Origin of the sequence: Actinacidiphila glaucinigra (assembly GCF_035918135.1) — a bacterium.
GTDB lineage: Bacteria > Actinomycetota > Actinomycetes > Streptomycetales > Streptomycetaceae > Actinacidiphila > Actinacidiphila glaucinigra.
This window is the reverse complement of the sequence record NZ_CP109144.1, coordinates 5,289,943-5,314,470: the sequence shown is the minus strand read 5'-3', so window position 1 is coordinate 5,314,470 and position 24,528 is coordinate 5,289,943. Positions and strand designations below refer to the sequence as shown.

Below are 24,528 nucleotides of genomic sequence, written 5' to 3'. Positions count from 1 at the left end.
TCCGCCGGCCCCACCGGGCACCCGCGGCCCCCGGGGAGCGCCCGGCGGAACGAGACCGTACCGATACCGCCGGGACCCGGGGAGTTGGGCGACCGTTCGGTTCCGCGACACCCACGTGCCCGATCATCGCGCGGTGTCGAATGAAACAGCCGTGCGACTGCCGTTGCAGCGCAGTTCCGCTTCCCCCGGACACTCCGCCGACGCGCGGGAACACCGCTATGACATCGACCTGATGCGGTTGCTGTGCTCCGCCACCGTCATGCTCGGGCACGTGGGCTCCCAGTTCATCCGCTCGACCGGGAACGACCCGTCCCACGGGGCCGGTTCGTACTGGGCGGGGCATGTGGCCGAGGCGGTCAACCCGTTCGCGGTGCCCATGTACTTCGCGATCGCCGGGTGGGCGGTGCTGGTCGGCGCCCCGCCGCGGGACAGCGCCCGGATGTGGCAGCGGATCGTCCGCAACACCGTCCCGCTCTTCGCGTGGACGGCGGTGTACCTGGTGTGGGCCTGGCTCCGGGACCGCAACGAGCGGCCCATGACCGAGCTCGCGAGGGACTCGCTCCTCGGCTCCGTGCAGCCCGCCTACCACCTGTGGTTCATGTACAACTACATCCCCATCATCGTGCTGCTCGCCTTCGCGATGCTGATCAAGGACGGCAAGCGGCCCTGGGGGCTGGGGGCGGCGCTGCTGGGCATCGCCGTCCTGCCGAGCGCACTCGCCCTGGTCGGGGACTGGACCCACACCGACCTGCCCCCCGTGGCCTGGGGCTTCGGCACCTACTCCCTCGTGTACGCGGTCGGCGGCGCCATGCTCTTCGCCCTGCCGTCCGGCGCCGTCCCGCGGCGCCGGTGGCTGATCGTGCTGCTGCCGCTCACCATGGCCGCGTGCCTCTGGTACAACACGCGGGTCCACTACGTGATCCCCAACGCCCACGTGTTCGTTGCCGCGATGAGCGTCTGCGTCCTGCTGCTGGTCAGCCGGATCCGCGTCCCCGAGCGTTTCCAGCCGCGCCTGAAGCACCTGGCCGGCGCGGCGCTGGGCGCGTACATGGTGCACGTGCTCTTCGTCGAGGAACTGGTCCACCGCGTGGTCTCGCCGGACCTGAGCGGGCCGGTGGCCGCGGTGCTGCTGGTCGGGCTGGTCCTGGCGGTGATGGTGCTGTCGTTCGCCGCCAGCCTGCTGTGGGGCCGGCTGAACCTCCGCCGCCTGCTGGGCTGAACCGCGGGGCACCTGCCGAACGACAGGGCCCCGTCCGCGCGCCTCGACCTCGCGCGGACGGGGCCCTGTCGCGTCCCCTGAGGCCTCAGCCGTCCAGGACCGCGGTCAGCAACTCGGCCGTCCACGCCAGCAGTTCCCGGCCGACCACCGGCTTGCCGCCGATCCGCGCCGTGGCGGGACGCGGCACGAGGATCTGCCTGGCCGCCTGCTTCACCACCGTGCGGGGGTAGAGGCGGTTGAGCCGCAGCTCCTGCGACTCCCGCAGCTCCACCGGCGAGAAGCGGACGTTGTTGCCCTGCAGGGTGATGTCGCTGACCCCGAGACGGCGGGCCAGCAGCCGCAGCCCGGCGACCAGCAGCAGGTTCTCCACCGGCTCCGGGAGCTTGCCGTACCGGTCGGTGAGCTCCTCGCGGACGGCCTTGATGTCCTCCTCGGAGTTCACCGCGGCGATCGACCGGTAGGCCTGCAGCCGCAGCCGCTCGCCCGGCGCGTAGTCGTGCGGGACGTGCGCGTCGACCGGCAGCTCGATCTTGACCTCCAGCGGGGCCTCCTCGGCCTCGCCGCCGCCCTCCTCCAGCGCGGTCCGGTAGTCGGCGACGGCTTCGCCGACCATGCGGATGTACAGGTCGAAGCCGACGCCCGCGATGTGACCGGACTGCTCGCCGCCGAGCAGGTTGCCCGCGCCGCGGATCTCCAGGTCCTTCATGGCGACGTACATGCCGGCGCCCATCTCGGTGTGCTGGGCGATGGTCGCCAGCCGCTCGTGCGCGGTCTCGGTGAGGGGCTTCTCCGGCGGGTACAGGAAGTACGCGTAACCGCGCTCGCGGCTGCGGCCGACCCGGCCGCGCAACTGGTGCAGCTGGGAGAGGCCGAAGGTGTCGCCGCGCTCGACGATGAGCGTGTTGGCGTTGGAGATGTCGATGCCGGACTCGACGATCGTCGTGGAGACCAGCACGTCGAACTTCTTCTCCCAGAAGTCCACCACGACCTGCTCCAGCGCGGACTCGCCCATCTGCCCGTGCGCGGTGGCGATCCGCGCCTCGGGCACCAGGTCGCGCAGCCGCGCGGCGGCCCTGTCGATGCTCTCCACCCGGTTGTGGATGTAGAAGGCCTGGCCCTCGCGCAGCAGTTCGCGGCGGACCGCGGCGGCGATCTGCTTCTCCTCGTACGGGCCGACGAAGGTCAGCACCGGGTGCCGCTCCTCCGGCGGGGTGGTGATCGTCGACATCTCGCGGATGCCGGTGACCGCCATCTCCAGGGTGCGCGGGATCGGCGTGGCGGACATCGTCAGCACGTCGACGTTGGCTCGGAGCTTCTTCAGCTGCTCCTTGTGCTCCACGCCGAAGCGCTGCTCCTCGTCGACGATGACCAGGCCCAGGTCCTTGAACTTGGTCTCCGACGAGAACAGGCGGTGGGTGCCGATGACGACGTCCACCGACCCCTCCCGCAGGCCCTCCAGGACGGCCTTGGCCTCGGCGTCGGTCTGGAAACGGGAGAGCGCCTTCACCACGACCGGGAACTGCGAGTAGCGCTCGGAGAAGGTGCCGAAGTGCTGCTGCACCAGCAGGGTGGTGGGCACCAGGACGGCCACCTGCTTGCCGTCCTGCACGGCCTTGAAGGCCGCCCGCACCGCGATCTCGGTCTTGCCGTAGCCGACGTCGCCGCAGATCAGCCGGTCCATCGGGACCGACTTCTCCATGTCCTCCTTGACCTCGGCGATCGTGGTGAGCTGGTCCGGGGTCTCCGCGTACGGGAACGCGTCCTCCAGCTCCCGCTGCCAGGGGGTGTCCGGTGCGAAGGTGTGGCCGGGCGCCGCCATGCGGGCGGAGTACAGCCGGATCAGGTCGGCGGCGATCTCCTTGACCGCCTTCTTGGCACGCGCCTTGGTCTTCGTCCAGTCCGCGCCGCCGAGCCGGTGCAGCGAGGGCGCCTCACCGCCGACGTACTTGGTGATCTGCTCCAGCTGGTCGGTGGGCACGAAGAGCCGGTCGCCCGGCTGGCCCTTCTTCGCCGGGGCGTACTCGACCACCAGGTACTCGCGGGTGGCGCCCTGGACGGTGCGCTGCACCATCTCCACGTAGCGGCCGACGCCGTGCTGCTCGTGCACGATGAAGTCGCCCGCCTGCAGCGTCAACGGGTCGATGGTCTTGCGGCGCCGGGACGGCATGCGGCCCATGTCCTTGGTGGAGGACTTCTGGCCGGACAGGTCCGTCTCGGTGAGGACCGCGATCCTCAGGGCCGGGTCGATGAAGCCGCTCTCCAGCGAGCCGCAGGCCACATGGACCACGGAGGGCTCGACCGGGCCCTCGAGACCCGTGTCCAGGCGGGCCGCGATGCCCTCGTTGCCCAGCACCTCCACGATGCGGGCGGCGGGGCCGTGGCCCTCGGTGACGAAGACCGCGCGCCAGCCCTCGGCGAGCCAGCCCTTGGTGTCGGCCAGCGCCCGGGCAGTGTCGCCCCGGTAGACCTCGGGAGCGTGCATGCCGAGCTTGAGGGTGTCGTCGTCCAGCTCGTCATCGGCCGCGAACGGGCTCACCGACCACCAGGGGACGCCCAGCTCACGGGCTCGGTCGCGCACGTCCGCGATGCTCCACAGCGAGGCCGCGCCCAGGTCGATCGGCGCCTCGCCGCCCCCGGCGGTGGCCGCCCAGGAGGCCTCCAGGAACTCCCGGCTGGTCGCCACGAGGTCGGCGGCCCGGGTACGGACCCGCTCCGGGTCGCAGACCACGGTCAGCGACCCGGCCGGCAGCACGTCCAGCAGCAGCTCCATGTCGTCGACCAGCACCGGGGCGAGGGACTCCATGCCCTCCACGGCGATGCCCTGGGCGATCTTGTCCAGCAGTTCGCGCAGCTGCGGGTGCTCCTCCGCCAGCTCGGCGGCGCGGGCCCGCACCTCCTCGGTGAGCAGCAGCTCCCGGCAGGGCGGCGCCCACAGGCCGTGCTCGGCGACCTCCAGCGAGCGCTGGTCGGCCACCTTGAAGTAGCGGATCTCCTCGACGTCGTCGCCCCAGAACTCCACCCGGAGCGGGTGCTCCTCGGTGGGCGGGAAGACGTCCAGGATCCCCCCGCGCACGGCGAACTCACCGCGCTTCTCCACCAGCTCCACCCGGGCGTACGCGGCGGCGGCCAGGGCGTCCACGACCTCGTTCAGATCGGCGGTCCGCCCGGTCCGCAGCGCCACCGGGACCAGATCGCCCAGGCCCTTGACCTGCGGCTGCAGCACGGAGCGGATCGGCGCGACCACGACGCGCACCGGGCCGGCGGTCGGGTCGTCCGCGCTGGGGTGCGCCAGCCGGCGCAGCACGGCCAGCCGGCGGCCCACCGTGTCCGAGCGGGGCGACAGCCGCTCGTGCGGCAGCGTCTCCCAGGCCGGGTACTCCACGACGGAGTCCTCGGGCAGCAGCGACCGCAGGGCCGCGACCAGGTCCTCGGCCTCGCGGCCGGTCGCCGTCACCGCCAGCAGGGTGCGGCCGGCGCGGGCCGCGAGCGCGGCCAGGGCCAGCGGGCGGGCGGCGGGCGGACCCACCAGGTCGACGTGCGGGCGGTTGCCGTCCGCGGCGCCGCGGACCGCCTCCGCGAGCGCGGGATCGTCCACGACGACGTCGAGCAGACCGTTGAGGCTCATGTGGCTTTCCGTCCCAAGGGCAGACAGGCAGGGCAACGCGAACGGCCCGACGCGTCGAACGAGCCGGGGTGTCCCAGCGTACGACGCTCCGCGGACGCCCGGTGCCGTGAGCTGTGCGGCCCGGTTGTCGTGTGCGGGTTGTCTGCGCCTGCGGGCGGCTGCGCCGGGCCGCCCGGTTGTCGTGTGCGGGTGCGTTGCGCCTGCGGTCCGGGTGCCCCTTGCGGCCGGTGGTTGTGTGCGGGTGCGTTGCGCCTGCGGTCCGGGTGCCCCGGGCTGCCCGGTTATCGTGTGCGGGGTTGTTTGCGCCTGCGGCGGGCTGTCCCCCGCCCTCCCGCCCTCCCCCAGCCTTCGGCCGGGGGGACCCCCATCCGGCGCGGTCAGTGACCGCCTCGCAGGGTGCGTGGTGGGCCGGGGGCGGGGCCTCCGGGGCTGCACGTCCTGGACTGGGTTATTTACGTGCATGGCGGGCGGTACTTGTTGTGCCCCGGATGCCGCACACAAATATCCCGCAGCGTCCAGAACATCCACCCCTACGACCCCGCCCCCTCCCTATGACGGGGCGACTGACGGCCGGAGGGGGGTGAGGCGGTCCGGGGTTGCCGCACGCGTCTTACCGAACGCCCACGGCCATGGGGCTGAGGTGAAAGGCCTGTTGTCGTGTGCGCGTTCCCGCCCTCCCTCAGGCTTCGGCCAGGGGCGGCCTGATGCGGTGCGGTCGGTGTGGTTCCAACGCTGAACCTGGTTGCGAGTCGGCCGCCCGCCGGAGGTCAGGGGTCGTCCCCCCCATCGGCAATCGTCGTGATCTGCCGCCTGGCGACCTGCGGCGTCGCCGTGACACAGGCAAGCCCTGCGAGCACCCGCAGGCGAGGTGCGTCAGCCGTCCACTGGGAGGTACCACCCCCGGCCACGGGTGCGCGCACCCTTGCTCGGCCTGCGGCCGGGGACCTCCTGCTGGGGGCGGTTCCCAGCGGTGCGGGGAGGGGCGCCCCCCATCACCCCCCACCGGCCGTTGGTCGCCTTCCGAAACGGAGGGGGCGGGGTCGTAGGGGTGGATGTTCTGGACGCTGCGGGATATTTGTGTGCGGCACAGACGGCACCAATTGGACCGCCCGCCATGCACGTAAATAACCCAGTCCAGGACGTGCAGCCCCGGAGGCCCCGCCCCCGGCCCACCACGCACGCGCGAGGCCCGCACCAACCATCCGGGGCAATCGGGAGGGAGGGCGGGGGATGCCCGCCGCAGGCGCAACCAACCCGCACACGACAACGACCCCGGGCACGCAGAACACGTACCCGGGGCCGCAGCGCGCTGCGCGCGCTCCGCGCGCTATTCCGTCGCGATCGCGCCGAGCACGTTCATCCGGCCCGCCCGGAACGCCGGCACCAGCGCCGCGACCAGTCCGACGAAGGCCGAACCGATGAAGACGGTGATGATCGTCGGCCAGGGGATCTCCAGGATCCCGAGCCCCTGGAGCGCCAGCAGCTGCTGGGCCGAGGCGCCCCAGCCCATGCCGAGGCCGAGGCCGAGCACCGCGCCGAAGAGGGCGATGACGATCGACTCCAGGCGGATCATGCGCCGCAGCTGACGCCGCGACATGCCGATCGCCCGCATGAGGCCGATCTCCCTGGTGCGCTCCACCACCGACAGGGCGAGGGTGTTCACGACGCCCAGGATCGCCACGATGATCGCCAGGGCCAGCAGGCCGTAGATCAGGTTGAGCAGCTGGCCGATCTGGTCCTTGAGCATCTGCTTGTAGTCGGCCTGGTTGCGGACCTGGACCTGCGGGAAGTCGTGCAGCGCCTTCTTCAGCCCCGCGTAGGCCGCGTCCTGCCGTCCGTCCTTGGCGGCGGCGAACATGATGTCGTTGATCGGCATCCGGTCGGCCGGGACGTAGCGTGCCGCGGTCGTGAGGTTGGTGTACATCGCGCCCTGGTCGAAGACGGTGTCCGCGGAGGTGATGGCGGCGACCGTCAGCGCGGCGGTGTCCCCGTGCTCGAAGCGGACGGAGAGCTTGTCGCCGAGCTTGACCTTGTGCTTGTCGGCGAAGTCCTCGCCGACCGACATCGCGTTCGCGCCGTACGCGGCCGACAGCTCGCCGGCGACCGTCTTGACCTGCAGGTCCTGGGCGTACGTCGGGTCCGCGGCGGTCAGGGAGGTGTCGGACACCGATCCGTCGGGGGCGGTGAGCTTGACATCGAGGGACTTGTAGTCCGTGAGGTGGGCGAGGTCCGGCGCGGCCTTGATGGCCCGCTCGATCTGCGGGGTGATCGGCTGGCCGCTGTCGGAGGCGATGATGAAGTCGGCGCCGACGGACTTGTCGAGCTGGTCGGTCGCCGAGGCCACCATGGAGGAGCCGACCACCGACAGGGCGGCGACGAGCGCGAGGCCGATCATGAGGGCGGCGGCGGTGGCGCCGGTGCGCCGCGGGTTGCGGAGCGCGTTGCGCTCGGCGAGACGGCCGACCGGCCCGAAGATCCGCAGGACGCCCGCGCTGATCACCCGGACGACGACGCCGGCGAGCAGCGGCCCGACGACCACGAAGCCGACCAGGGTGAGCAGGATGCCGAGGCCGAGGAACATCGAGCCGTCCGCGGCCTTGGTGGCCTGCACGGCGGCGAGCAGGGCGGCGGCGCCCGCGACGGTGAGGACCAGTCCGATCGCGGCGCGCACCTTGCCGGCCCGGCCGTCGGTGGGGGTGCCGGCGTCGCGCAGCGCGGCCATCGGGGAGACCTTGCCGGCCCGCCGGGCGGGCAGGTAGGCGGCGAGGACGGTCACCACGACGCCGAGGACGAGCCCGATGACCGGGGTGGAGGCCTTGACCGTCAGGGACGAGGTGTCGAGGTTCATGCCCACGCTGCCCATGAGGTTCATGAGCAGGACGGCGAGCCCGACGCCGCCGCCGATGCCGAGCACGGAGCCCACCACGCCGAGCAGCAGCGCCTCGACCAGCACCGAGCGGTTGACCTGGCGGCGGCTGGCGCCGATGGCCCGCATCAGGCCGATCTCCCGGGTGCGCTGGGCGACCAGCATCGAGAAGGTGTTGACGATCAGGAAGATGCCGACGAGGACGGCGATCCCGGCGAAGCCGAGCATCGCGTACTTGATGACGTCGAGGAAGCCCGCGATGTCCTTCTGGTTCTCGGCGGTCCACTCGGCCTGGGTCTGCACCTTGTAGCCGGCGGTGGAGCCGAGGGCGGCGGTGACGTTCTTCTTCAGCTGGTCGTCGCCGACCCCGGGCTTCGCGGTCAGGCCGACGCTGCTGAAGACGTCCTTGGCGCCGAGCACCTTGGTCTGGGTGGTGGCGGTGTCGAAGTAGAAGATCGCCGCACCGGGGTTGGTGACCTTGAAGGTGGCGATGCCGCTGATCCGGGCGTGGAACTCGCCGGGGATGGCGATGACGCGCAGTTCGTCGCCCAGTTCGAGGTGCTTCTTGTCGGCGGTGTCGGCGTCGACCATCACCTCGGTGGGGCCGCGCGGGGCGTGGCCGGAGGTGACGTCGACGGAACGCAGCTCCGTCGAGTCCCAGTTGGTGGCGATGGTGGGGGCGCCGGAGGTCGGGCCGAGGTTGTCGCCGGCGGCGTCGGTGACGGTCAGGGTCTGGCTGTTGGCCTCGCCCGTCGCGGACTTGACGCCGTCGACCTCCTTCAGCCGGGCGACCGTGGCGGCCGGCAAGGTGGCCGCCTTGGTGGTCATCTGCATCTCGTCGTCGCTGGGCGCGCCCTTGGGCGTGACCGTGACGTCCGACGCGGTGGCGGCGAAGAGCTTGTCGAAGGTGGAGGTCATGGTGTCGGTGAAGACGAGCGTGCCGCAGACGAAGCCCACCGACAGCAGGACGGCGACGGCGGACAGCGCCATGCGTCCCTTGTGCGCGACGAAGTTGCGCATCGAGGTCTTGACGACGGTCACGACGTCCTCCCGCGCGCGTCGAAGTCCTTCATGCGCTCGAGGACGGAGTCGGCGGTCGGGTCCCGCATCTCGTCGACGATCCGGCCGTCGGCGAGGTAGAGGACGCGGTCGGCGTAGGAGGCGGCGACCGGGTCGTGCGTGACCATGACGATGGTCTGGCCGAGTTCGTCGACCGAGCGGCGCAGGAAGCCGAGGATCTCGGCGCCGGCGCGCGAGTCGAGGTTGCCGGTCGGCTCGTCACCGAAGATGATCTCCGGGCGGGCGGCGAGGGCGCGCGCCACGGCGACGCGCTGCTGCTGGCCGCCGGAGAGCTGGCCGGGCCGGTGCTTGAGGCGGCCGGCCAGACCGACGGTCTCCACGACGCGCTGCAGCCACTGGGGGTCGGCCTTGCGGCCGGCGATGTCCATGGGCAGCGTGATGTTCTCGGCCGCGTTGAGGGTCGGCAGCAGGTTGTAGGCCTGGAAGATGAAGCCGATCTTGTCCCGCCGCAGCTGGGTGAGCTTCTTGTCCTTCAGCTGGGTGATCTCGGTCTCACCGACCCAGATCCGGCCGTCGCTCACCGTGTCGAGACCGGCGAGGCAGTGCATCAGGGTCGACTTGCCGGAGCCGGACGGCCCCATGATCGCGGTGAACCGGCCGCGGTCGATGTCGACGTCGACCGCGTCGAGGGCCACGACCCGGGTCTCGCCCGAGCCGTACGCCTTGGTGACCTGAAGGGCCCGGGCGGCCACGGCCGTACGTTCTCCGCTGCCCCCGGACTTGGGAATCGATACTGCCGTTGTCACGTGGATGCTCCTGTTCGAGTGGTGCGCCGCCGTTTCCGGGCGTGCTTCGTCGCGTACCAAGACTGGCTTCGGGGAGGGGGCCGGAACGATGGTGCGGGTCTCCGTATCGGCCCGGGGGTTACCCCCACCAGAAGGCTAGGGAGCCCGGGAGGGCCCCCTCGTCCTCCGCCGGTACGAACCGGGGGTAGGAAAAAGTCCGGTGCGACCCCTAGGGGGCCTGCATCTTTCGGCTGACCCGGCTCGGGGTCGAGAGTGCACCCTCCGGTCGCGGGAGGTTCAAGCCCCGCCCTCCGGCCTGCGGGAACCCCCTGTGCGCGCGGGGGCCGGGCATGAAATCGTGTGTCGTACACACAACCAGGGGGGTCCCGTGGAGCGCACCGAGCAGACCGCGGCCGCAGCCGCCACCGCGGCTGCCGAGGGGCCGCGGCGGCGCGGTCCGGTGGTCGCCGCGCTGATGCTCGCCATGGCGCTCGCGGCGATGGACTCCACGATCATCTCCACGGCGGTGCCGCAGATCGTCGGCGAGCTCGGCGGCTTCTCCGTCTTCTCCTGGCTCTTCTCCGGCTACCTGCTCGCGGTCACGGTGACCCTGCCGGTCTACGGCAAGCTCGCCGACACCTTCGGCCGCAAGCCCGTGCTGCTGACCGGCATCGGGATCTTCCTGCTGGGCTCGGTGCTCTGCGCCGGGGCGTGGAACATGGCCGGGCTGATCGCCTTCCGCATCGTGCAGGGTCTCGGCGGCGGCGCCATCCAGGGGACCGTGCAGACGATCGCCGCCGACCTGTACCCGCTCAAGGAGCGCGGCCGCATCCAGGCGGCGATCTCCACGGTCTGGGCCGTCTCCGCCGTCCTCGGACCGCTGTGCGGCGGGCTGTTCGCCGGCTACTCCAGCTGGCGCTGGATCTTCCTGATCAACCTGCCCGTCGGCGCGGTCGCGCTGCTGCTCATCTCCCGCCATCTGCGCGAACGGGTCGGCGAGCGGACCCGGCACCGGGTGGACTGGCCCGGCGCGCTGCTGCTCTTCCTCTCCGGCGGGCTGCTGATCACCGGCCTCGTCCAGAGCGGGCCCGCCCGGTGGTGGCTGCTCGGCGGCAGCCTCGTCCTGGGCGGCCTCACCGTGTGGGCCGAACGCCGGGCCGCCGAGCCGATCATCCCCGGCTGGGTCTGGCGGCGCCGGGTGATCGTCGCCGTCAACCTGGCCCTGGGCATGCTCGGCGTGCTGATGGTGGCCCCGACGGTCTTCCTCCCGACGTACGCCCAGACCGTGCTCGGGCTCGGGCCGATCGCGGCGGGCTTCGTGCTGTCGGTGATGACGCTCAGCTGGCCGCTGTCCGCCGCCCTCAGCAACCGCGTCTACCTGCGCATCGGCTTCCGCAACACCTCCGCCCTGGGCATGGCGGCCGCCACCGTCGTCCTCGTCGTGCTGGTGATGCTCCCTTACGCCGGTCCGGCCTGGCAGCCCACCCTGGTGATGCTGCTGCTCGGCGGCGCGCTCGGCCTCTTCCAGCTCCCGCTGATCGTCGGTGTGCAGTCCACCGTCCCGTGGAGCGAACGGGCCACCGCCACCTCGTCGATCCTCTTCTGCCGCCAGGTCGGCCAGAGCGTCGGCGCGGCCGTCTTCGGCGCCGTCGCCAACGCCACCCTCGCCTCGCGCCTGCACGGCTCCGGCACCGACCTCGACTCGATCGCCGGCGTCGCCCACGCCGACGAGCAGGTGCGCCGCGCCGTCGCGGCGGCCGTCAACCACGTCTACGCGGGCGCGGCCGTCGCGGCGGTCCTGGCCCTGGCCGCCGTCCTCTTCGTGGCCCCCCGCCGCTTCCCGGTCCTGGAGGACGACCCGGCGGTGCGGTGAGCCCGTGGATGCGAAGACCTACGCGCGCATGCGGGCCATCGCCGAGGAGTTGATGGAGCGCGAGGACACCTGGGCCGTGGAGGTCGGTGAGGGCGTCATCACGATGATCACGTCGCCGGTGAACCGGCACGAGCTGATCACCCTGCGGCTGCGACGGCAGATCGAACGGCAGATGGCCGACGATCCGGAGTGGGCCGGGCACGTGGCCCACAGCGGTCCGGAGATCGAGGCGCCCGCCATAGGGCGCATGCGCCGTCCGGACCTCGTCGTCGTGGCCGAACAGGCCCTCGACACCCCCGGTTCCTCGACCCCGCCGACGTCGCCCTGGTGGCCGAGGTCGTCTCCACGTCCAACCCGGAGAACGACTACCGCGAGAAGACCCGGGACTACCCCGCCACGGGCATCCCGCTCTGCCTGATCATCGACCCGCGCGACACAACACTGGCCGTCCTCTCCGATCCGGGACCGTCACCCGGCGACGACGGCCCCCGTTACCGGGCGCGCCACGACTACGCCTTCGGGGACGCCGTCGCCGTGGGGCCCTGGGTCGTGGACAGCGGGGAGTTCCGCGCCTACGACGGCTCCTGATCGTCCCCGGGTGAGGGGGAGGGCATGTCGGGGGCGGCGGGGTCCGGTTCGTCCTCGGCGCCGGGGACCTCGCGGCCGGTGAGGGCGGCGAGGCTGCCGCGGACGTGGGCGAGGTGCTCGCGGATCTCCTCCCGGCGGACCTCGTGCTCGCGCAGTTCGCGTTCGGCGGCCAGACGGATGCGCTCCTCCCGCACCCGGGCCTGCGCGAGGAGTTCCGCGGCGGTGGTGTCGGCCTCCTCCTGGCGGCGCCGGGCGGCCTCCTCCGTCTCCGCCAGCGCCCGGCGGGCGTCGTCCACCATGGCCTCGGCGTAGGAGGTGAGTTCGGCCAGCCGGGAGTCCACCCCGGCCTCGCCCTCGGCGAGTTCGTGCTCCTGGGTGTCGAAGCGCTCGCGGTGTTCCTTCTCCAGTTCGGCGAGCGTGTGCTCGCTGTCCAGGCGGGCGGTGTCGAGGTCCCGGGCGGCCCCGTCCCGCAGCAGCCCGGCCTCCTCGCGGGCCTCGCCGAGGGCGCGCCCGGCGTCCGCGCGGGCCTGCTCCAGCAGCTCCTCGGCCTGCTCGTCCGCGGTGCCGCGGCGGGCGTGGGCGGCCGCGCGCGCCTCGTCCATGAGCGTCCGGCGGGCGGCCTCGGCCGCGTCGTGCGCGTGCCGGGCCTCCTCCTCGGCCTGCTCACGTACGGAGGTGGCCTCCTCCTCGACCAGCCGCAGCAGGTCCAGCGCGCCCTTGCCGAGGGATTCGTACGTGGGCGGCGAGAGCGTGGAGACCACGTCGCGCAGCGCCGCGCACTCCGCGGTCATCTCGTTGGCCAGGACGGTGAGCCGCGCGGCACGCTCCCAGGCAGCGTCGCGGTCCTCGGACAGCTCCTCCAGGAAGCGGTCGACCTGTTCGGTGCGGTACCCGCGACCACGGACGGTGGCGAAGCCGTGGCCGCCGCGGGGGTGTGCCGTACTCATACCCCCATTCTCGGGGATTTGCCGGATTTGCCCATATCGCGACACTCCGACCGGCCCGCCGGCCGATCGGAGTGACACCGGACGGGGGTCCGGGCCAGGCCTAGAGCATCCCGTCCCACATCTGTTCGATGAGCACCGGCCACCAGTGCTCGGGCGAGGCCACCGCCGCCGGGTCGAGCGCGGCCAGCTGGTTCTGGAAGTCGACCGTCCAGCGGCCCGCCTGCTCCGGTGTCAGGCCCAGCCGCCATCGCCACATCTTCCCGAGCAGCGCCAGGCAGCGGACGAACTCCGGCAGGCTGGTGTTGGCGAACTGCGGTACCGCCGCCGTCCCGCCCGGCCCGGCCTCCAGCGGCACCGCGACGATGTGCGCCGTGCCGTACTGCACGCACAGCTGACGGCCGAAGTCATTGCCCATCACCAGGTACGAACCCGCGTCCGGGGCCGGCTGCACGCCCCGCTCGGCCGCCAGCTCCGCCAGGGTCGGCACCGGCCGCCCGGGCTGGGCCTGGGCCCAGAAGAACGGGCCGAAGTCCACCGGCAGCCCGGACCAGGTGAGCGTCTGCGCGACGAGGTCCGGCACGCCCTGGCGGGCGACCGCCCGCTGGTCGAAGCGGAACACGCCCTGCGGCCCGAAGGACTGCGCCAGTTCGTGCCCGATCGCGTCCAGCGGGACCGGGGGGACCCGCTGGATCCGGTGCGGCTCTGGCATCGGCACCCGGTGCGGGTGGGCGTGCGCCGGGGCGCTCGCCACCTGGTGCAGCTCGCCGAGGTGGGTCAGCAGGTGCTGGACGCCGGCGCGACGGCTCGCGTGGTCCTTGCCGTACGGGGCGGTGCTGCTGATCCGCACCTGGGGCCAGGTCTCACGGATCATCCGGGCGCAGTAACCGCCCGGCAGGTCGCACGACTCCAGCTCCGTGTGCAGCTCCAGCACCGCCTGCGGAGGCACGCCGAGGGCACGCAGCTCGTGCAGGATCTGCCACTCCGGATGCGGTGTGCCGGGCGCGGAGCGGCGGATCAGCTGCTGCTCCGAGCCGTCCTGCGCGCGGTAGCGGAGCACGGCCATGTAGCCGGGGCCGACCGTGGGCACCCCGGTCGGCGGCTGGGCCTGGGCCTGCGGCTGCGGCGGCTGGGGGTAGCCGTACGCCGCGGGCTGCTGCGCCACCGCCGGGCCGGGCGGGGGCGGGGGCGGTGCCGGCGGGCCGGGCCGGTCGTTCGCGGGGAGCGCCTGCACGAGCTGCGTCGGCACGTACCCGGCGGCCGGGGTGCCGGGCACTCCCGGACCGGGCGCGGGCGCGGGCGGGCCGGGCGGGCCGGCCTTCGAGGTCTCGGCGGCGGCCACGTCGGCGGCGCCGCGGCCCGGGCCCGGCGGCGGTGGGGGTGGCGGGGGCGGGCCGTCCGGGCGGGAGAGCATCGTCGCGGCGTGGTGCACGTCCCCGGAGGCGGGCCGGGCGGGGGTGGTCGGCGCGGGCGGCGGCGGGGGCGGACCCTGCCGGCCCACCGCGGGCGCCGGGGGCGGCGGGGGTACAGCCGGGCCGCCGAACGGCGAGGGCGGCGGTCCCGGCGGCGGAGGCGTGGCCGAGCCGCCCGGGTACCCGTAGGCGCCGGGCCCGGGGGCCGGCGGCGGAGGCGGCGCGCCCGCACCGGCGCCGGGGTAGCCGTAGCCGCCCTGCGCCCGGGGCTGCGGCAGCGGCGTCCCCGTCTCGTGCACGCCGGGCAGCCGCTCGGTGCTGGCGTCGGCGCTCGTCACCGGCAGCGGGGTGTGGGCGTCGTCCGAGTCGCTGATCGGCGGCGCGTACACGGTCGCCGGCGGCGGCACGGAGGCCCCCGCGCCGTGGCTGTCGTTGGCGTCCCGCCACGCGGCGGGCGGCGGGGTCGGCGCGCCGCCGTACGGCGTCGGCATCGGCGGGGTCGGGGTCGGGACGTACGGCTGGGTGGGCGTCGACGGCCCGGGCGTGGTGACGGGAGCCGGGGCGGGCGGCGGAGTCGGGAGGGTGTCGCCGGGAGCCCCTTCCGACGCGCCGCGGCGGTCGGGGATGCCGAGCCGGTCGGCGGCGTCCTGCAGCCACTGCGGCGGGCTCAGCAGGAAGGACGTCGCCTCAAGGTCGATCCGCCGGGGCTGCTCCGGCACGGCGTCCGCGACCGCCTCGGCCGCGGCGCCGTAGGTCTCCTCCCAGCGGCGGACGATCTCGCCCACCGGCAGCGCGGGCCAGAGCGTGGCCTCGCCGCTGTCCCGGGCGATGACGATGCGGGTCTCCCCGTCGTCCGAGGTCGGCCCGCCGTCCCTCGGCTCGGACCAGACCACGAAGCCCCGGTCGAACTCCCGCACCCGCACCTCACGTGCGAGGTAGGCGGGGACGTCGGCGTTGATCCACCGCTCGGCGCGCTCCTGCGCCTGCGCGAACGTGACCATGTCCTGCCTCACCCCTCCACCGGGACGGCGCGGGCGAAGCCGCCGTCCACCATCAGGTTCGCCACCGTCTCCAGCTCCGGCGGGTCGCCGGCGAGCGCGGCCAGGAAGGCGTCGAAGTCCTCGCCGCAGGGCAGCAGCAGCCCGGCGGCCCGTTCCTCGGTGGAACCGAAGGCGCCGTCGGTGTCCCGCACGTCGTCGTACGGGCACAGCCACATGGAACCCAGGTCGGCGCCGCGCGACTTCACGGCGAGCACACCGCCCTGGACGTAGGAGATCGCCAGGTAGTCCTTGGTGAGGTGGTCCCGCAGGCACTTGTTGACGTAGACGAGGTCGTTGGGCGACGCCTCGTCCCGCACGGTGAAGAAGGGCTGGTCGATCAGGAGTCCCAGCATGGGCAGCAGGGCGACGCCGCGCGGTGCGCTGCCGCCCGCCGCCTTGAGGAAGGTGCGGTACGCGCCGGGCAGCCGGTAGCCGAGCTCCTCCTCGACGTCCCGGACCTGCTGCTCGGTGACCGCGACCCCGTCCTTGCGCAGGCCGAAGTGGACCGGCCGGGTCTCCTGGAGCGGCCGGGTGCCGCGCTTGTCGTGGTCGGCGGAGGCGGTGGTGGCCAGGCCGCCGTGGTGCCGCAGCAACGACTTGACCTCGGCGGGGACCAGTTCCAGACGGCGGCTTCCGGCGACGTGGTGCCAGGTCCACCCGTGCGGCGTGGCGACGGGGGGCAGGCTGCCCCACAGCTCGTGACCGGCGGCGTGCAGCGCGGCGTTGGCCGACACGTAGTCGGTGAGCCGGAGTTCGTCGATGCCGAAGCCGTCCGGCGGCTCGGCGATCTCGGCCGCCGCGCGCGCGTACGGCGAGAAGTCGGGGAAGCCGCGCTCGTCCACGCGTACGCCCTGCGGGTGGCGGGTGCGCCGCACCGGGTCCGGGAAGTGCACGATCTGACCGGCGTAGGCCGCGTTCGGTGGCGCGGCCCGATGCCCGGGCCGACCTGTCGTCATTGCCGATGCCCCCATGCTGGATCCGGTGTTGGGCACAGCCTATGGGGTGTGGCAACAGGCGCTTCCGCTGGTTCAGGTCACGGGTGTACGGCGGCCTCGGCGAGCTTTGCGTGCTGGGCGCGCACGACGGCGAGGGGCGGTCCCCCGGGGTCCCCGGAGGGCTTGACGGTGACATAGGTGGCCGTGCTGCTCCCGGTGCGCACGACGGTGACCGTGGCGGTGCCCCTCGCGGCGTCGCCGGTGTCGGTCATCACGTAGGCGGCCGCCTCGTCGCCGGCCGCGGGGGCCTTCGCGGGACGGACGGCGAAGTGCCGGGTGCGTCCCTCGCCGTCGGTCGCCCCGAAGGAGCGGCACTTCTCCAGGGCGGCGGTGATCCCGCCGACGACCTCGCCCGCCTCGCCGGTCGGGTGCGCGGAGAGCAGCAGCAGGTCCAGCTCCCCGTCACCGCCGAGCGCCCCGCGCGTGGTGACGGCGGCCGTCACCTGCGCGCCGCGCGGCCGGGCAGGGCGGCTGCTCACGGGGTCGGACAGCGGGCGGCACGCGGGCCGGTCCGCGGTGAGCGACGCCTCCGGGCCCGACGCGACGGCGGTCCCGGCGCCACCGGCCACCACATAGCCGGGCACGTCGGCGGAGGTGATCAGCGCCGCCCTCAACCGGGGCCCGGTGAGGGCCTGTTGTGCCTCTGCCGTGGAGGCACCGGCCGAATCCCGACCGTTCTCGGCGTGCTTGGCGCTCTTTCCGTCCGAGCCGGCGCTACTATCCGTACAACCACTGGCCAACGCAAGGAGCAGCACTGCGGCAGCACCTCGGACTGCGATACGCATCTCCCCACAGTGCCGTGACATCCGGCACAAAGTAAACCTCTCACCTCACAACCGACTTCCGTAACGCCTTGTCCGTTTGGCAGTCTTACGCACATAGGGGGACGTCCTCCTCGTGAGGACGGATCGGAGGGCCGTACGAAGATGCTGACGAGAGACGCCGCGGACCCGCGGCTCAACTGGGGAGCCGACGAAGCACCCGCTCCACCGGTGCTGCGCCACCGGCGCGACGGGATCCTGCCGGCGGTCGCCGCCGCGCTGTCCGTCAGGGACGAGGTCCTCACCTGCACCGGTGTCAAGGCCGAGCAGCCGCCCCCGCTCCACCCGCTCGTGCAGGACGTCCTCGACACCCTCCCCGTCGCCCAGCGTGAGCGCTTCACGGGGCGCTGTCCCGAGCCGGTGCTGCTGTCCCGCCACCTGACCACCGTCGACGGCGCCCGCAGCAAGCGCGCGGCGCGCAAGCCGCTCACGGCCGGCGAGGCCCGCAAGGCCCTCAAGGGCGCCAAGCTCACCGCCCGCCGCATACGCGAGGACGGCGACCCCGCCCACGGCGCCTACGCCCCGCCCTGCCGCTCCTGCCAGGCGCTGCTCGCGCACTTCGGCGTCCGCGCCTTCGACCCGGGAGCCGGCGCCGAATGAACTCGACCCGCTTCCCCGTCGGCGTCGACGCGGCCCTGCGCTCCGTCGGCTGGCAGCCCGGCCGCTGGGACATCCTGCAGGCCGAGGTCTGGGCCGACACGCTCCGCGCCCACGTCTCCCCCGGCGGCCACCGGCACAGCGTCTTCCCCGCCGCCGTCGAGGCCTGGGCCGAGTTCGGCGGCCTCACCGTGCCGGCCGTCTCCGCCCCCGGCCGCCACGTCGCGCCCAGCGCGGTCCACGTGGACCCGCTCCACGGCCTTCACCTCGCGCGCACGCTCGGCGACCTGGGCCGTGCGCTCGACACGGAGGTCGCCCCTCTCGGGGAGGAGTCCGCGGGCCACGGGCAGCTCGCGATCGACGCGGAAGGCCGCGTCTACTGCGTCGACCACACCGGCGACTACTACCTGGGCCCGACCATCGACGCGGCCCTCGGCGCCCTCACGACGGGGGCGCGCCCCCACCGCCTCACGACCTGACCGCGCCCGCCCTGCGGTTGCGGTGCCCCTTGCGGCCGGTTGGTTGTGTGCGGGTTGTTTGCGCCTGCGGGCGGCTGCGCCGGGCTGCCGGGTGGTTGTGTGCGGGTTGTTTGCGCCTGCGGGCGGCTGCGCCGGGCTGCCGGGTGGTTGTGTGCGGGTTGTCTGCGCCTGCGGCGGGCATCCCCCGCCCTCCCGCCCGATTGCCCGGCGCGGTCAGTGACCGCCTCGCGCGTGCATGGTGGGCCGGGGGCGGGGCCTCCGGGGCTGCACGTCCTGGACTGGGTTATTTACGTGCATGGCGGGCGGTACTTGTTGTGCCCCGGATGCCGCACACAAATATCCCGCAGCGTCCAGAACATCCACCCCTCCGACCCCACCCCCTCCGAATCGTGGGGCGACTGACGGCCGGAGGGGGTAGAGCGCGGTCCGGAGTTGCCGCACCTGCCTCACTGAACGCCCACAGCCGTCAGACGCTCCGTGGGCCACAGGGGCTTTCGGGGCGCGCGGGCCGACGCCGGCGGAAGGGTGAGCGGGCGCTGATCGCTCTGCTGAGCGGCCTGTTGTTGTGTGCGTGTTCCTGCCCTTTTTCGGCCTTCGGCCAGGGGCGGCCTGATGCGGTGCGGTCGGTGTGGTTCCAAGGCTGAACCTGGTTGCGAGTCGGCCGCCCGCCGGAGGTCAGGGGTCGTCCCCACATCGGCGCTCGTCGTGATCTGCCGCCTGGCGGCCTTCGGCGTCGCCGTGACATAGGCAAGCCCTGCGAGCACCCGCGGGTGAGGTGCGTAAGCCGTCCCGTGGGAGGTGCCACCCCCGACCACGGGTGCGTGCACCCCTGCTCGGCCTGCGGCCAGAGGACCCCTGCTGAGGGCAGCTCCCAACCGTGCGGGTAGGGGCGCCCCCCCCCATCACCCCCCCCCACCGGCCGTCAGTCGCCCCACGATTCGGAGGGGGCGGGGTCGGAGGGGTGGATGTTCTGGACGCTGCGGGATATTTGTGTGCGGCATCCGGGGCTCGGACATGGACCGCCCGCCATGCACGTAAATAACCCAGTCCAGGACGTGCAGCCCCGGAGGCCCCGCACCCGGCCCACCACGAACCCTGCGAGGCGGTCACTGACCGCGCCGGGCAATCGGGAGGGAGGGCGGGGGACAGCCCGCCGCAGGCGCAGACGACCCGCACACGACAACCGGGCAGCCCGGCGCAGCCGCCCGCAGGCGCAAACAACCCGCACACGACAACCCGGCAGCCCGGCGCAGCCGCCCGCAGGCGCAAACAACCCGCACACAACAACGAACCGCAACCACGACGACCCCGGGCCGTACCGCTACGCGGGAAGCATTGCGGAGACGCGGAACCCGCCCTCGTGCGTCGTGCCGGCGGCGAACCCCCCGCCCAGCGCGGTGACGCGCTCCTTCATGCCGACCAGCCCGTTGCCCCCGCTGGGCAGCACCAGCGCGGGCGCACCGTCGGAGGGCCCGTTCTGCACCAGGACCGCGACCTCCGCCTCGCGGTAGGCAAGACGGATGCGGGCCCGCGCACCGGGCGCGTGCTTGTGCACGTTGGTGAGCGCCTCCTGCACGACGCGGTAGACCGTGGCCTCGACCCGCGCCGCCAGCGGACGCTCCTCCCCCTCGACCGTGAGCTCGACGTCCATCCCGGCGGCCCGCGACTCGTCGAGCAGCCCCCTGAGCTCGGCCAGGCACGGCCCCTGCTCGTCCTCCTCCGCCTCGGCCGCCGCGACCGGCGCCGCGGGCGCAATCGTTTCCGCGGCGGCCGCCACACGAACCACCGACGCCGCCGACACGGACGCCGCAGGCGCCGCCGCCCGCGCCGCCGTCGCGGGCTCCGCCCGCAGGACGCCCAGCATCTCGCGCAGTTCGTTGAGCGCCTGGCGCCCCATGTCCCCGAGGAGCTGCGCGCTCGCCGAGGCCTTCTCGGGGTCCTTGACGGCGATCGCCTGGAGGGCCGCCGCGTGCACGACCATCAGGCTCACCCGGTGCGCGACGACGTCGTGCATCTCGCGCGCGATGCGGGTGCGCTCCTCCATGCGGGCGCGCTCCGCGGAGCTCGTCGCCGTCTCGGCGAGCAGCGACAGCTCCCGCTCCAGGCCGTCCGCCCGTTCCCGCAGGCTCTCCACCAGCCGGCGCCGGGCGCCGACGTACAGGCCGAGGAGCACCGGCGGCGCGGTGACGCCGACCGCCGCGAGCACGGAGGTGAGGGCGACCACGGCCAGCGGCGCGTGGTACGCCGCGCCGCCGAGGTCACCGTGCATCTCCAGGAAGGTGACGATCAGCATGCCGAGCATGGTCATCCCCGACAGCACCGCGATGATCCGCCGCGGCACGTCGGAGGCGGCCAGGGTGTAGAGGCCGACGATGCTGAGCAGGATGCCCATCTGGGCGGGCGTGACGGCGATGGAGACCAGGACGACGAGGACCGGCCAGCGCCTGCGGAGCACCAGCACCGAGCCGACCAGGAGACCGAACAGACCTGTGACGACAGGGGATATCCCGGTCTTCTCCGCGAAGGCCGCGCCCTCCAGGAGGCATTCCACGGCCGAGACGAAGGCCAGGGAGACGTCGAGCACCATGCTGCGCCGTCTGGGCCACCACCACGGCCCGGCGGCCCCCCGGCTTCGTCCGCCGGCCCCGTCCGGTACGTACTCCCCCGTCGTACTCATACGGACCAGCCTAGACGCGACGGTGTCCGCCTGGCGGTCAGCCCCGGTCCGGGGAGCGGCCCGGATCTATCCTTGTGCCGTCGGACAGCGCGGTCCGGACAATGCCGCCGACCATTCCACTGCACTAGGAGCCGCACCTGTGAGCAGCGCCGACAACACCACCGGCAGCGCCCCCCTCCGCGCGGACATCCGCCGCCTGGGAGACCTCCTCGGCGGGACGCTCGTACGGCAGGAGGGCCCGGAACTCCTCGATCTGGTCGAGAGGGTGCGGGCGCTGACCCGCAGCGACGGCGAGGCCGCCGCCGCCCTGCTCGGCGAGACCGATCTGGAGACCGCGGCCAAGCTGGTACGGGCGTTCTCCACGTACTTCCATCTCGCGAACGTCACCGAGCAGGTGCACCGCGGCCGTGAGCTGCGGTCCCGCCGGGCAATCGACGGCGGGCTGCTGGCCCGTACGGCCGACCTGCTCAAGGACGCCGACCCCGAGCACCTGCGCCAGACGGTGCGCAACCTCAACGTGCGTCCGGTCTTCACCGCCCACCCGACCGAGGCGGCCCGCCGCAGCGTGCTGAACAAGCTGCGGGTGATCGCCGCGCTGCTGGACGAGTCCGCCGCGGCGGGCGAGGACCGCCGCCGCGGCGACCTGCGGCTGGCCGAGAACATCGACCTGCTCTGGCAGACCGACGAACTGCGGGTCGTACGTCCGGAGCCCGCCGACGAGGCGCGCAACGCCATCTACTACCTGGACGAACTGCACGCCGGGGCGGTCGGCGACGTGCTGGAGGACCTGGCGGTCGAGCTGGAGCGGGTCGGTGTGCCGCTGCCCGCGGAGACCCGTCCGCTGACCTTCGGCACGTGGATCGGCGGCGACCGGGACGGCAACCCCAATGTGACCCCGCAGGTCACCTGGGACGTGCTGATCCTGCAGCACGAGCACGGCATCACCGACGCCCTGGAGCTGGTCGACGACCTGCGCGCGGCGTTGTCCAACTCGATCCGCAACTCCGGCGCCTCGCCCGAGCTGCTGGCCGACCTGGAACAGGACCTGCAGCGCCTGCCGGAGATCAGCCCCCGCTACAAGCGGCTGAACGCGGAGGAGCCCTACCGCCTCAAGGCCACCTGCATCCGGCAGAAGCTGCTCAACACCCGGGACCGGCTGGCCGGCGGCACGCCGCACGTGCCCGGCCGGGACTACCTGGGCACCGGCGGCCTCCTGGCCGATCTGCGTCTGCTGCAGGACTCGCTGCGCGCCAACCGCGGCGAGCTGATCGCCGACGGCCGGCTGGACCGCACCATCCGCACGCTCTCCGCCTTCGGCCTGCAGCTCGCCACGATGGACGTCCGTGAGCACGCCGACGCCCACCACCACGCCCTCGGTCAGCTCTTCGACCGGCTCGGCGAGGAGTCCTGGCGGTACGCCGACATGCCGCGGGACTACCGGCGCAGGCTGCTCGCCAAGGAGTTGCGCTCGCGGCGTCCGCTGGCGCCGTCCCCGGCTCCGCTGGACGCGGCGGGGGCGAAGACGCTGGGCGTCTTCGACACGGTGCGGGAGGCCTTCAAGCGGTTCGGGCCGGAGGTCGTCGAGTCGTACATCATCTCGATGTGCCTGGGTTCCGACGACGTCTTCGCGGCGGCGGTGCTGGCCCGTGAGGCCGGGCTGGTCGACCTCCACGCGGGGGTCGCCAAGATCGGCATCGTGCCGCTGCTGGAGACCACCGACGAGCTGAAGGTCGCCGACCGGCTGCTCGACGAGATGCTCTCCGACCCCTCCTACCGCAAGCTCGTCTCGCTCCGCGGCGACGTGCAGGAGGTCATGCTCGGCTACAGCGACTCGTCCAAGTTCGGCGGCATCACCACCTCGCAGTGGGAGATCCACCGGGCCCAGCGGCGGCTGCGCGACGTGGCGCACCGGCACGGGGTGCGGCTGCGGCTCTTCCACGGCCGCGGCGGCACCGTCGGCCGGGGCGGCGGCCCGACGCACGACGCGATCCTGGCGCAGCCCTGGGGCACGCTGGAGGGCGAGATCAAGGTGACCGAGCAGGGCGAGGTCATCTCCGACAAGTACCTGATCCCGTCCCTGGCGAGGGAGAACCTGGAACTGACGGTCGCGGCCACGCTGCAGGCCTCGGCGCTGCACACCGCGCCCCGCCAGTCCGAGGAGGCGCTGTCGCGCTGGGACGCGGCGATGGACGTGGTCTCCGACGCCGCGCACGGCGCGTACCGGCGGCTGGTGGAGGACCCGGACCTGCCGGCGTACTTCTTCGCCTCCACCCCGGTCGACCAGTTGGCCGAGCTGCACCTGGGCTCGCGCCCCTCGCGCCGCCCGGACAGCGGGGCGGGCCTGGACGGGCTGCGGGCCATCCCGTGGGTGTTCGGCTGGACGCAGTCGCGGCAGATCGTGCCGGGCTGGTTCGGCGTCGGCTCGGGCCTGAGGGCCGCCCGCGAGGCGGGCCGGGAGGCCGACATCGCCGAGGCGTACGAGCAGTGGCACTTCTTCCGGAACTTCCTGTCCAACGTCGAGATGACGCTGGCCAAGACGGACCTGCGGATCGCCGGGCACTACGTCGGCACCCTGGTGCCCGACGAGCTCAGGCACGTGTTCGACGCCATCAAGGCCGAGCACGAGCTGACGGTCGCCGAGGTGCTGCGGATCACCGGTGAGGCGGAGCTGCTGGACGCGCAGCCGGTGCTCCAGCAGACCTTCCGGATCCGGGACGCCTACCTGGACCCGATCTCGTACCTGCAGGTGGCGCTGCTGCACCGGCAGCGCGAGGCGGCCGCCCGCGGCGAGGAGCCCGATCCGCTGCTCGCCCGCGCGCTGCTGCTGACGGTCAACGGCGTGGCGGCGGGCCTGCGCAACACCGGCTGACCCCTGCCGCGCACACGACGAGGGCGGTGCCTCCCCGCGGGGAGGCGCCGCCCTCGTCGTGTGCGCGCGGAGCGGGGGGCGGGGTCAGTTCTTGCGGTGGCCGATCAGCCGGGGCCTGGGCTCGAGGCCGGAGAGCCCGTTCCAGGAGAGGTTCACCAGGTGGGCGGCGACCTCCGCCTTCTTGGGCTTCTGGGCGTCGAGCCACCACTGCCCGGTGAGCGCGACCATCCCGACCAGCGCCTGCGCGTAGAGCGGGGCGAGCTTGGCGTCGAAGCCGCGCTGCTTGAACTCCATGCCCAGGATGTCCTCCACCTGGGTGGCGATGTCGCTGATCAGCGAGGCGAAGGTGCCGGTCGACTGGGCGACCGGCGAGTCCCGTACGAGGATCCGGAAGCCGTCGGTGTACTGCTCGATGTAGTCCAGCAGTGCGAAGGCGGCCTGTTCCAGCAGTTCGCGCGGATGGCCACCGGTGAGGGCACCGGTGACCATGTCCAGCAGGCACCGCATCTCGCGGTCCACGACGACGGCGTAGAGGCCTTCCTTGCCGCCGAAGTGCTCGTACACCACGGGCTTGGACACACCCGCCTTGTGCGCGATCTCCTCGACGGAGGTGCCCTCGAAACCGCGTTCGGCGAAGAGCGTGCGCCCCACGTCGAGGAGTTGCTCGCGGCGCTCCTTGCCCGTCATGCGGACCCGCCGGGTACGCCGCGACGGCGCA

At 73.1% G+C, this 24,528-nt stretch carries 16 protein-coding genes; 6 read left to right on the top strand and 10 right to left on the bottom strand.

Features of this window, described 5'->3' with window-relative positions; translation table 11 throughout:
* The first annotated feature begins 133 nt into the window (after positions 1-133).
* Positions 134-1,219, top strand: coding sequence for an acyltransferase (locus OIE69_RS23920; protein ID WP_326575455.1), 1,086 nt, complete (start codon positions 134-136; stop codon positions 1,217-1,219).
* An 85-nt stretch (positions 1,220-1,304) separates the two neighbouring features.
* On the opposite strand, the gene mfd is transcribed toward OIE69_RS23920, so the two are convergent.
* The 3 genes from mfd to OIE69_RS23905 all read right to left on the bottom strand — a co-directional run bounded on the left by mfd (position 1,305) and on the right by OIE69_RS23905 (position 9,536).
* Positions 1,305-4,844, bottom strand: a complete 3,540-nt coding sequence (mfd, locus tag OIE69_RS23915) for a transcription-repair coupling factor (protein WP_326575453.1) — start codon at positions 4,842-4,844, stop codon at positions 1,305-1,307.
* A 1,327-nt stretch (positions 4,845-6,171) separates the two neighbouring features.
* The gene (locus OIE69_RS23910) at positions 6,172-8,751 is read right to left on the bottom strand and encodes an ABC transporter permease (protein WP_326575451.1); all 2,580 of its coding nucleotides are present in this window, start codon (positions 8,749-8,751) and stop codon (positions 6,172-6,174) included.
* A complete protein-coding gene (locus OIE69_RS23905) occupies positions 8,748-9,536 on the bottom strand; it encodes an ABC transporter ATP-binding protein (protein WP_326575449.1) in 789 nt (262 codons plus the stop codon). Before OIE69_RS23905 ends, OIE69_RS23910 begins: the two co-directional genes overlap by 4 nt.
* 334 nt (positions 9,537-9,870) lie before the next feature.
* Here OIE69_RS23905 and OIE69_RS23900 point away from each other — a divergent pair, with 334 nt between their 5' ends.
* Entirely contained in the window at positions 9,871-11,388 is a 1,518-nt protein-coding gene (locus OIE69_RS23900; protein ID WP_392567672.1) for an MDR family MFS transporter, read from the top strand.
* An 18-nt stretch (positions 11,389-11,406) separates the two neighbouring features.
* Here the strand turns inward: OIE69_RS23900 and OIE69_RS23895 are convergent, their stop codons facing one another.
* Positions 11,407-11,637 carry a hypothetical protein gene (locus OIE69_RS23895; RefSeq protein ID WP_326575445.1) on the bottom strand — a complete coding sequence of 77 codons (231 nt, stop codon included), beginning with the start codon at positions 11,635-11,637 and terminating at the stop codon, positions 11,407-11,409.
* Between the two features lie 78 nt (positions 11,638-11,715).
* Between OIE69_RS23895 and OIE69_RS23890 the strand changes: the two genes are divergently transcribed.
* Positions 11,716-11,976, top strand: a complete 261-nt coding sequence (locus OIE69_RS23890; protein ID WP_326575443.1) for a Uma2 family endonuclease — start codon at positions 11,716-11,718, stop codon at positions 11,974-11,976.
* Here OIE69_RS23890 and OIE69_RS23885 read toward each other — a convergent pair.
* The 4 genes from OIE69_RS23885 to OIE69_RS23870 all read right to left on the bottom strand — a co-directional run bounded on the left by OIE69_RS23885 (position 11,961) and on the right by OIE69_RS23870 (position 16,981).
* Positions 11,961-12,923, bottom strand: coding sequence for a DivIVA domain-containing protein (locus tag OIE69_RS23885; RefSeq protein WP_326575441.1), 963 nt, complete (start codon positions 12,921-12,923; stop codon positions 11,961-11,963). The genes OIE69_RS23890 and OIE69_RS23885 overlap by 16 nt on opposite strands.
* 100 nt (positions 12,924-13,023) lie before the next feature.
* Positions 13,024-15,333 (bottom strand): SUKH-4 family immunity protein, encoded by a 2,310-nt coding sequence (locus tag OIE69_RS23880; protein ID WP_326575439.1) that lies wholly within the window; start codon positions 15,331-15,333, stop codon positions 13,024-13,026.
* 8 nt (positions 15,334-15,341) lie between these two features.
* Positions 15,342-16,328, bottom strand: coding sequence for an HNH endonuclease (locus tag OIE69_RS23875; RefSeq protein ID WP_326575437.1), 987 nt, complete (start codon positions 16,326-16,328; stop codon positions 15,342-15,344).
* Between the two features lie 77 nt (positions 16,329-16,405).
* Positions 16,406-16,981, bottom strand: a complete 576-nt coding sequence (locus OIE69_RS23870; protein WP_326575435.1) for a hypothetical protein — start codon at positions 16,979-16,981, stop codon at positions 16,406-16,408.
* Between the two features lie 312 nt (positions 16,982-17,293).
* On the opposite strand from OIE69_RS23870, the gene OIE69_RS23865 reads away from it, so the two are divergent.
* Complete coding sequence (locus OIE69_RS23865) at positions 17,294-17,788, top strand: YwqJ-related putative deaminase (protein WP_326575433.1); 495 nt, start codon at positions 17,294-17,296, stop codon at positions 17,786-17,788.
* On the top strand, positions 17,785-18,264 hold the full coding sequence (locus OIE69_RS23860; protein ID WP_326575431.1) for an SUKH-3 domain-containing protein: 480 nt from the start codon (positions 17,785-17,787) through the stop codon (positions 18,262-18,264). The genes OIE69_RS23865 and OIE69_RS23860 overlap by 4 nt, the downstream gene beginning before the upstream one ends.
* Positions 18,265-19,585: 1,321 nt before the next feature.
* Here the strand turns inward: OIE69_RS23860 and OIE69_RS23855 are convergent.
* Positions 19,586-20,941 (bottom strand): sensor histidine kinase, encoded by a 1,356-nt coding sequence (locus OIE69_RS23855; protein WP_326575429.1) that lies wholly within the window; start codon positions 20,939-20,941, stop codon positions 19,586-19,588.
* Positions 20,942-21,080: 139 nt separating this feature from the next.
* On the opposite strand from OIE69_RS23855, the gene ppc reads away from it, so the two are divergent.
* A complete protein-coding gene (gene ppc / locus OIE69_RS23850; RefSeq protein WP_326575427.1) occupies positions 21,081-23,810 on the top strand; it encodes a phosphoenolpyruvate carboxylase in 2,730 nt (909 codons plus the stop codon).
* Positions 23,811-23,894: 84 nt separating this feature from the next.
* Here the strand turns inward: ppc and OIE69_RS23845 are convergent, their stop codons facing one another.
* On the bottom strand, positions 23,895-24,497 hold the full coding sequence (locus OIE69_RS23845) for a TetR/AcrR family transcriptional regulator (RefSeq protein WP_018559808.1): 603 nt from the start codon (positions 24,495-24,497) through the stop codon (positions 23,895-23,897).
* Positions 24,498-24,528: the final 31 nt, after the last annotated feature.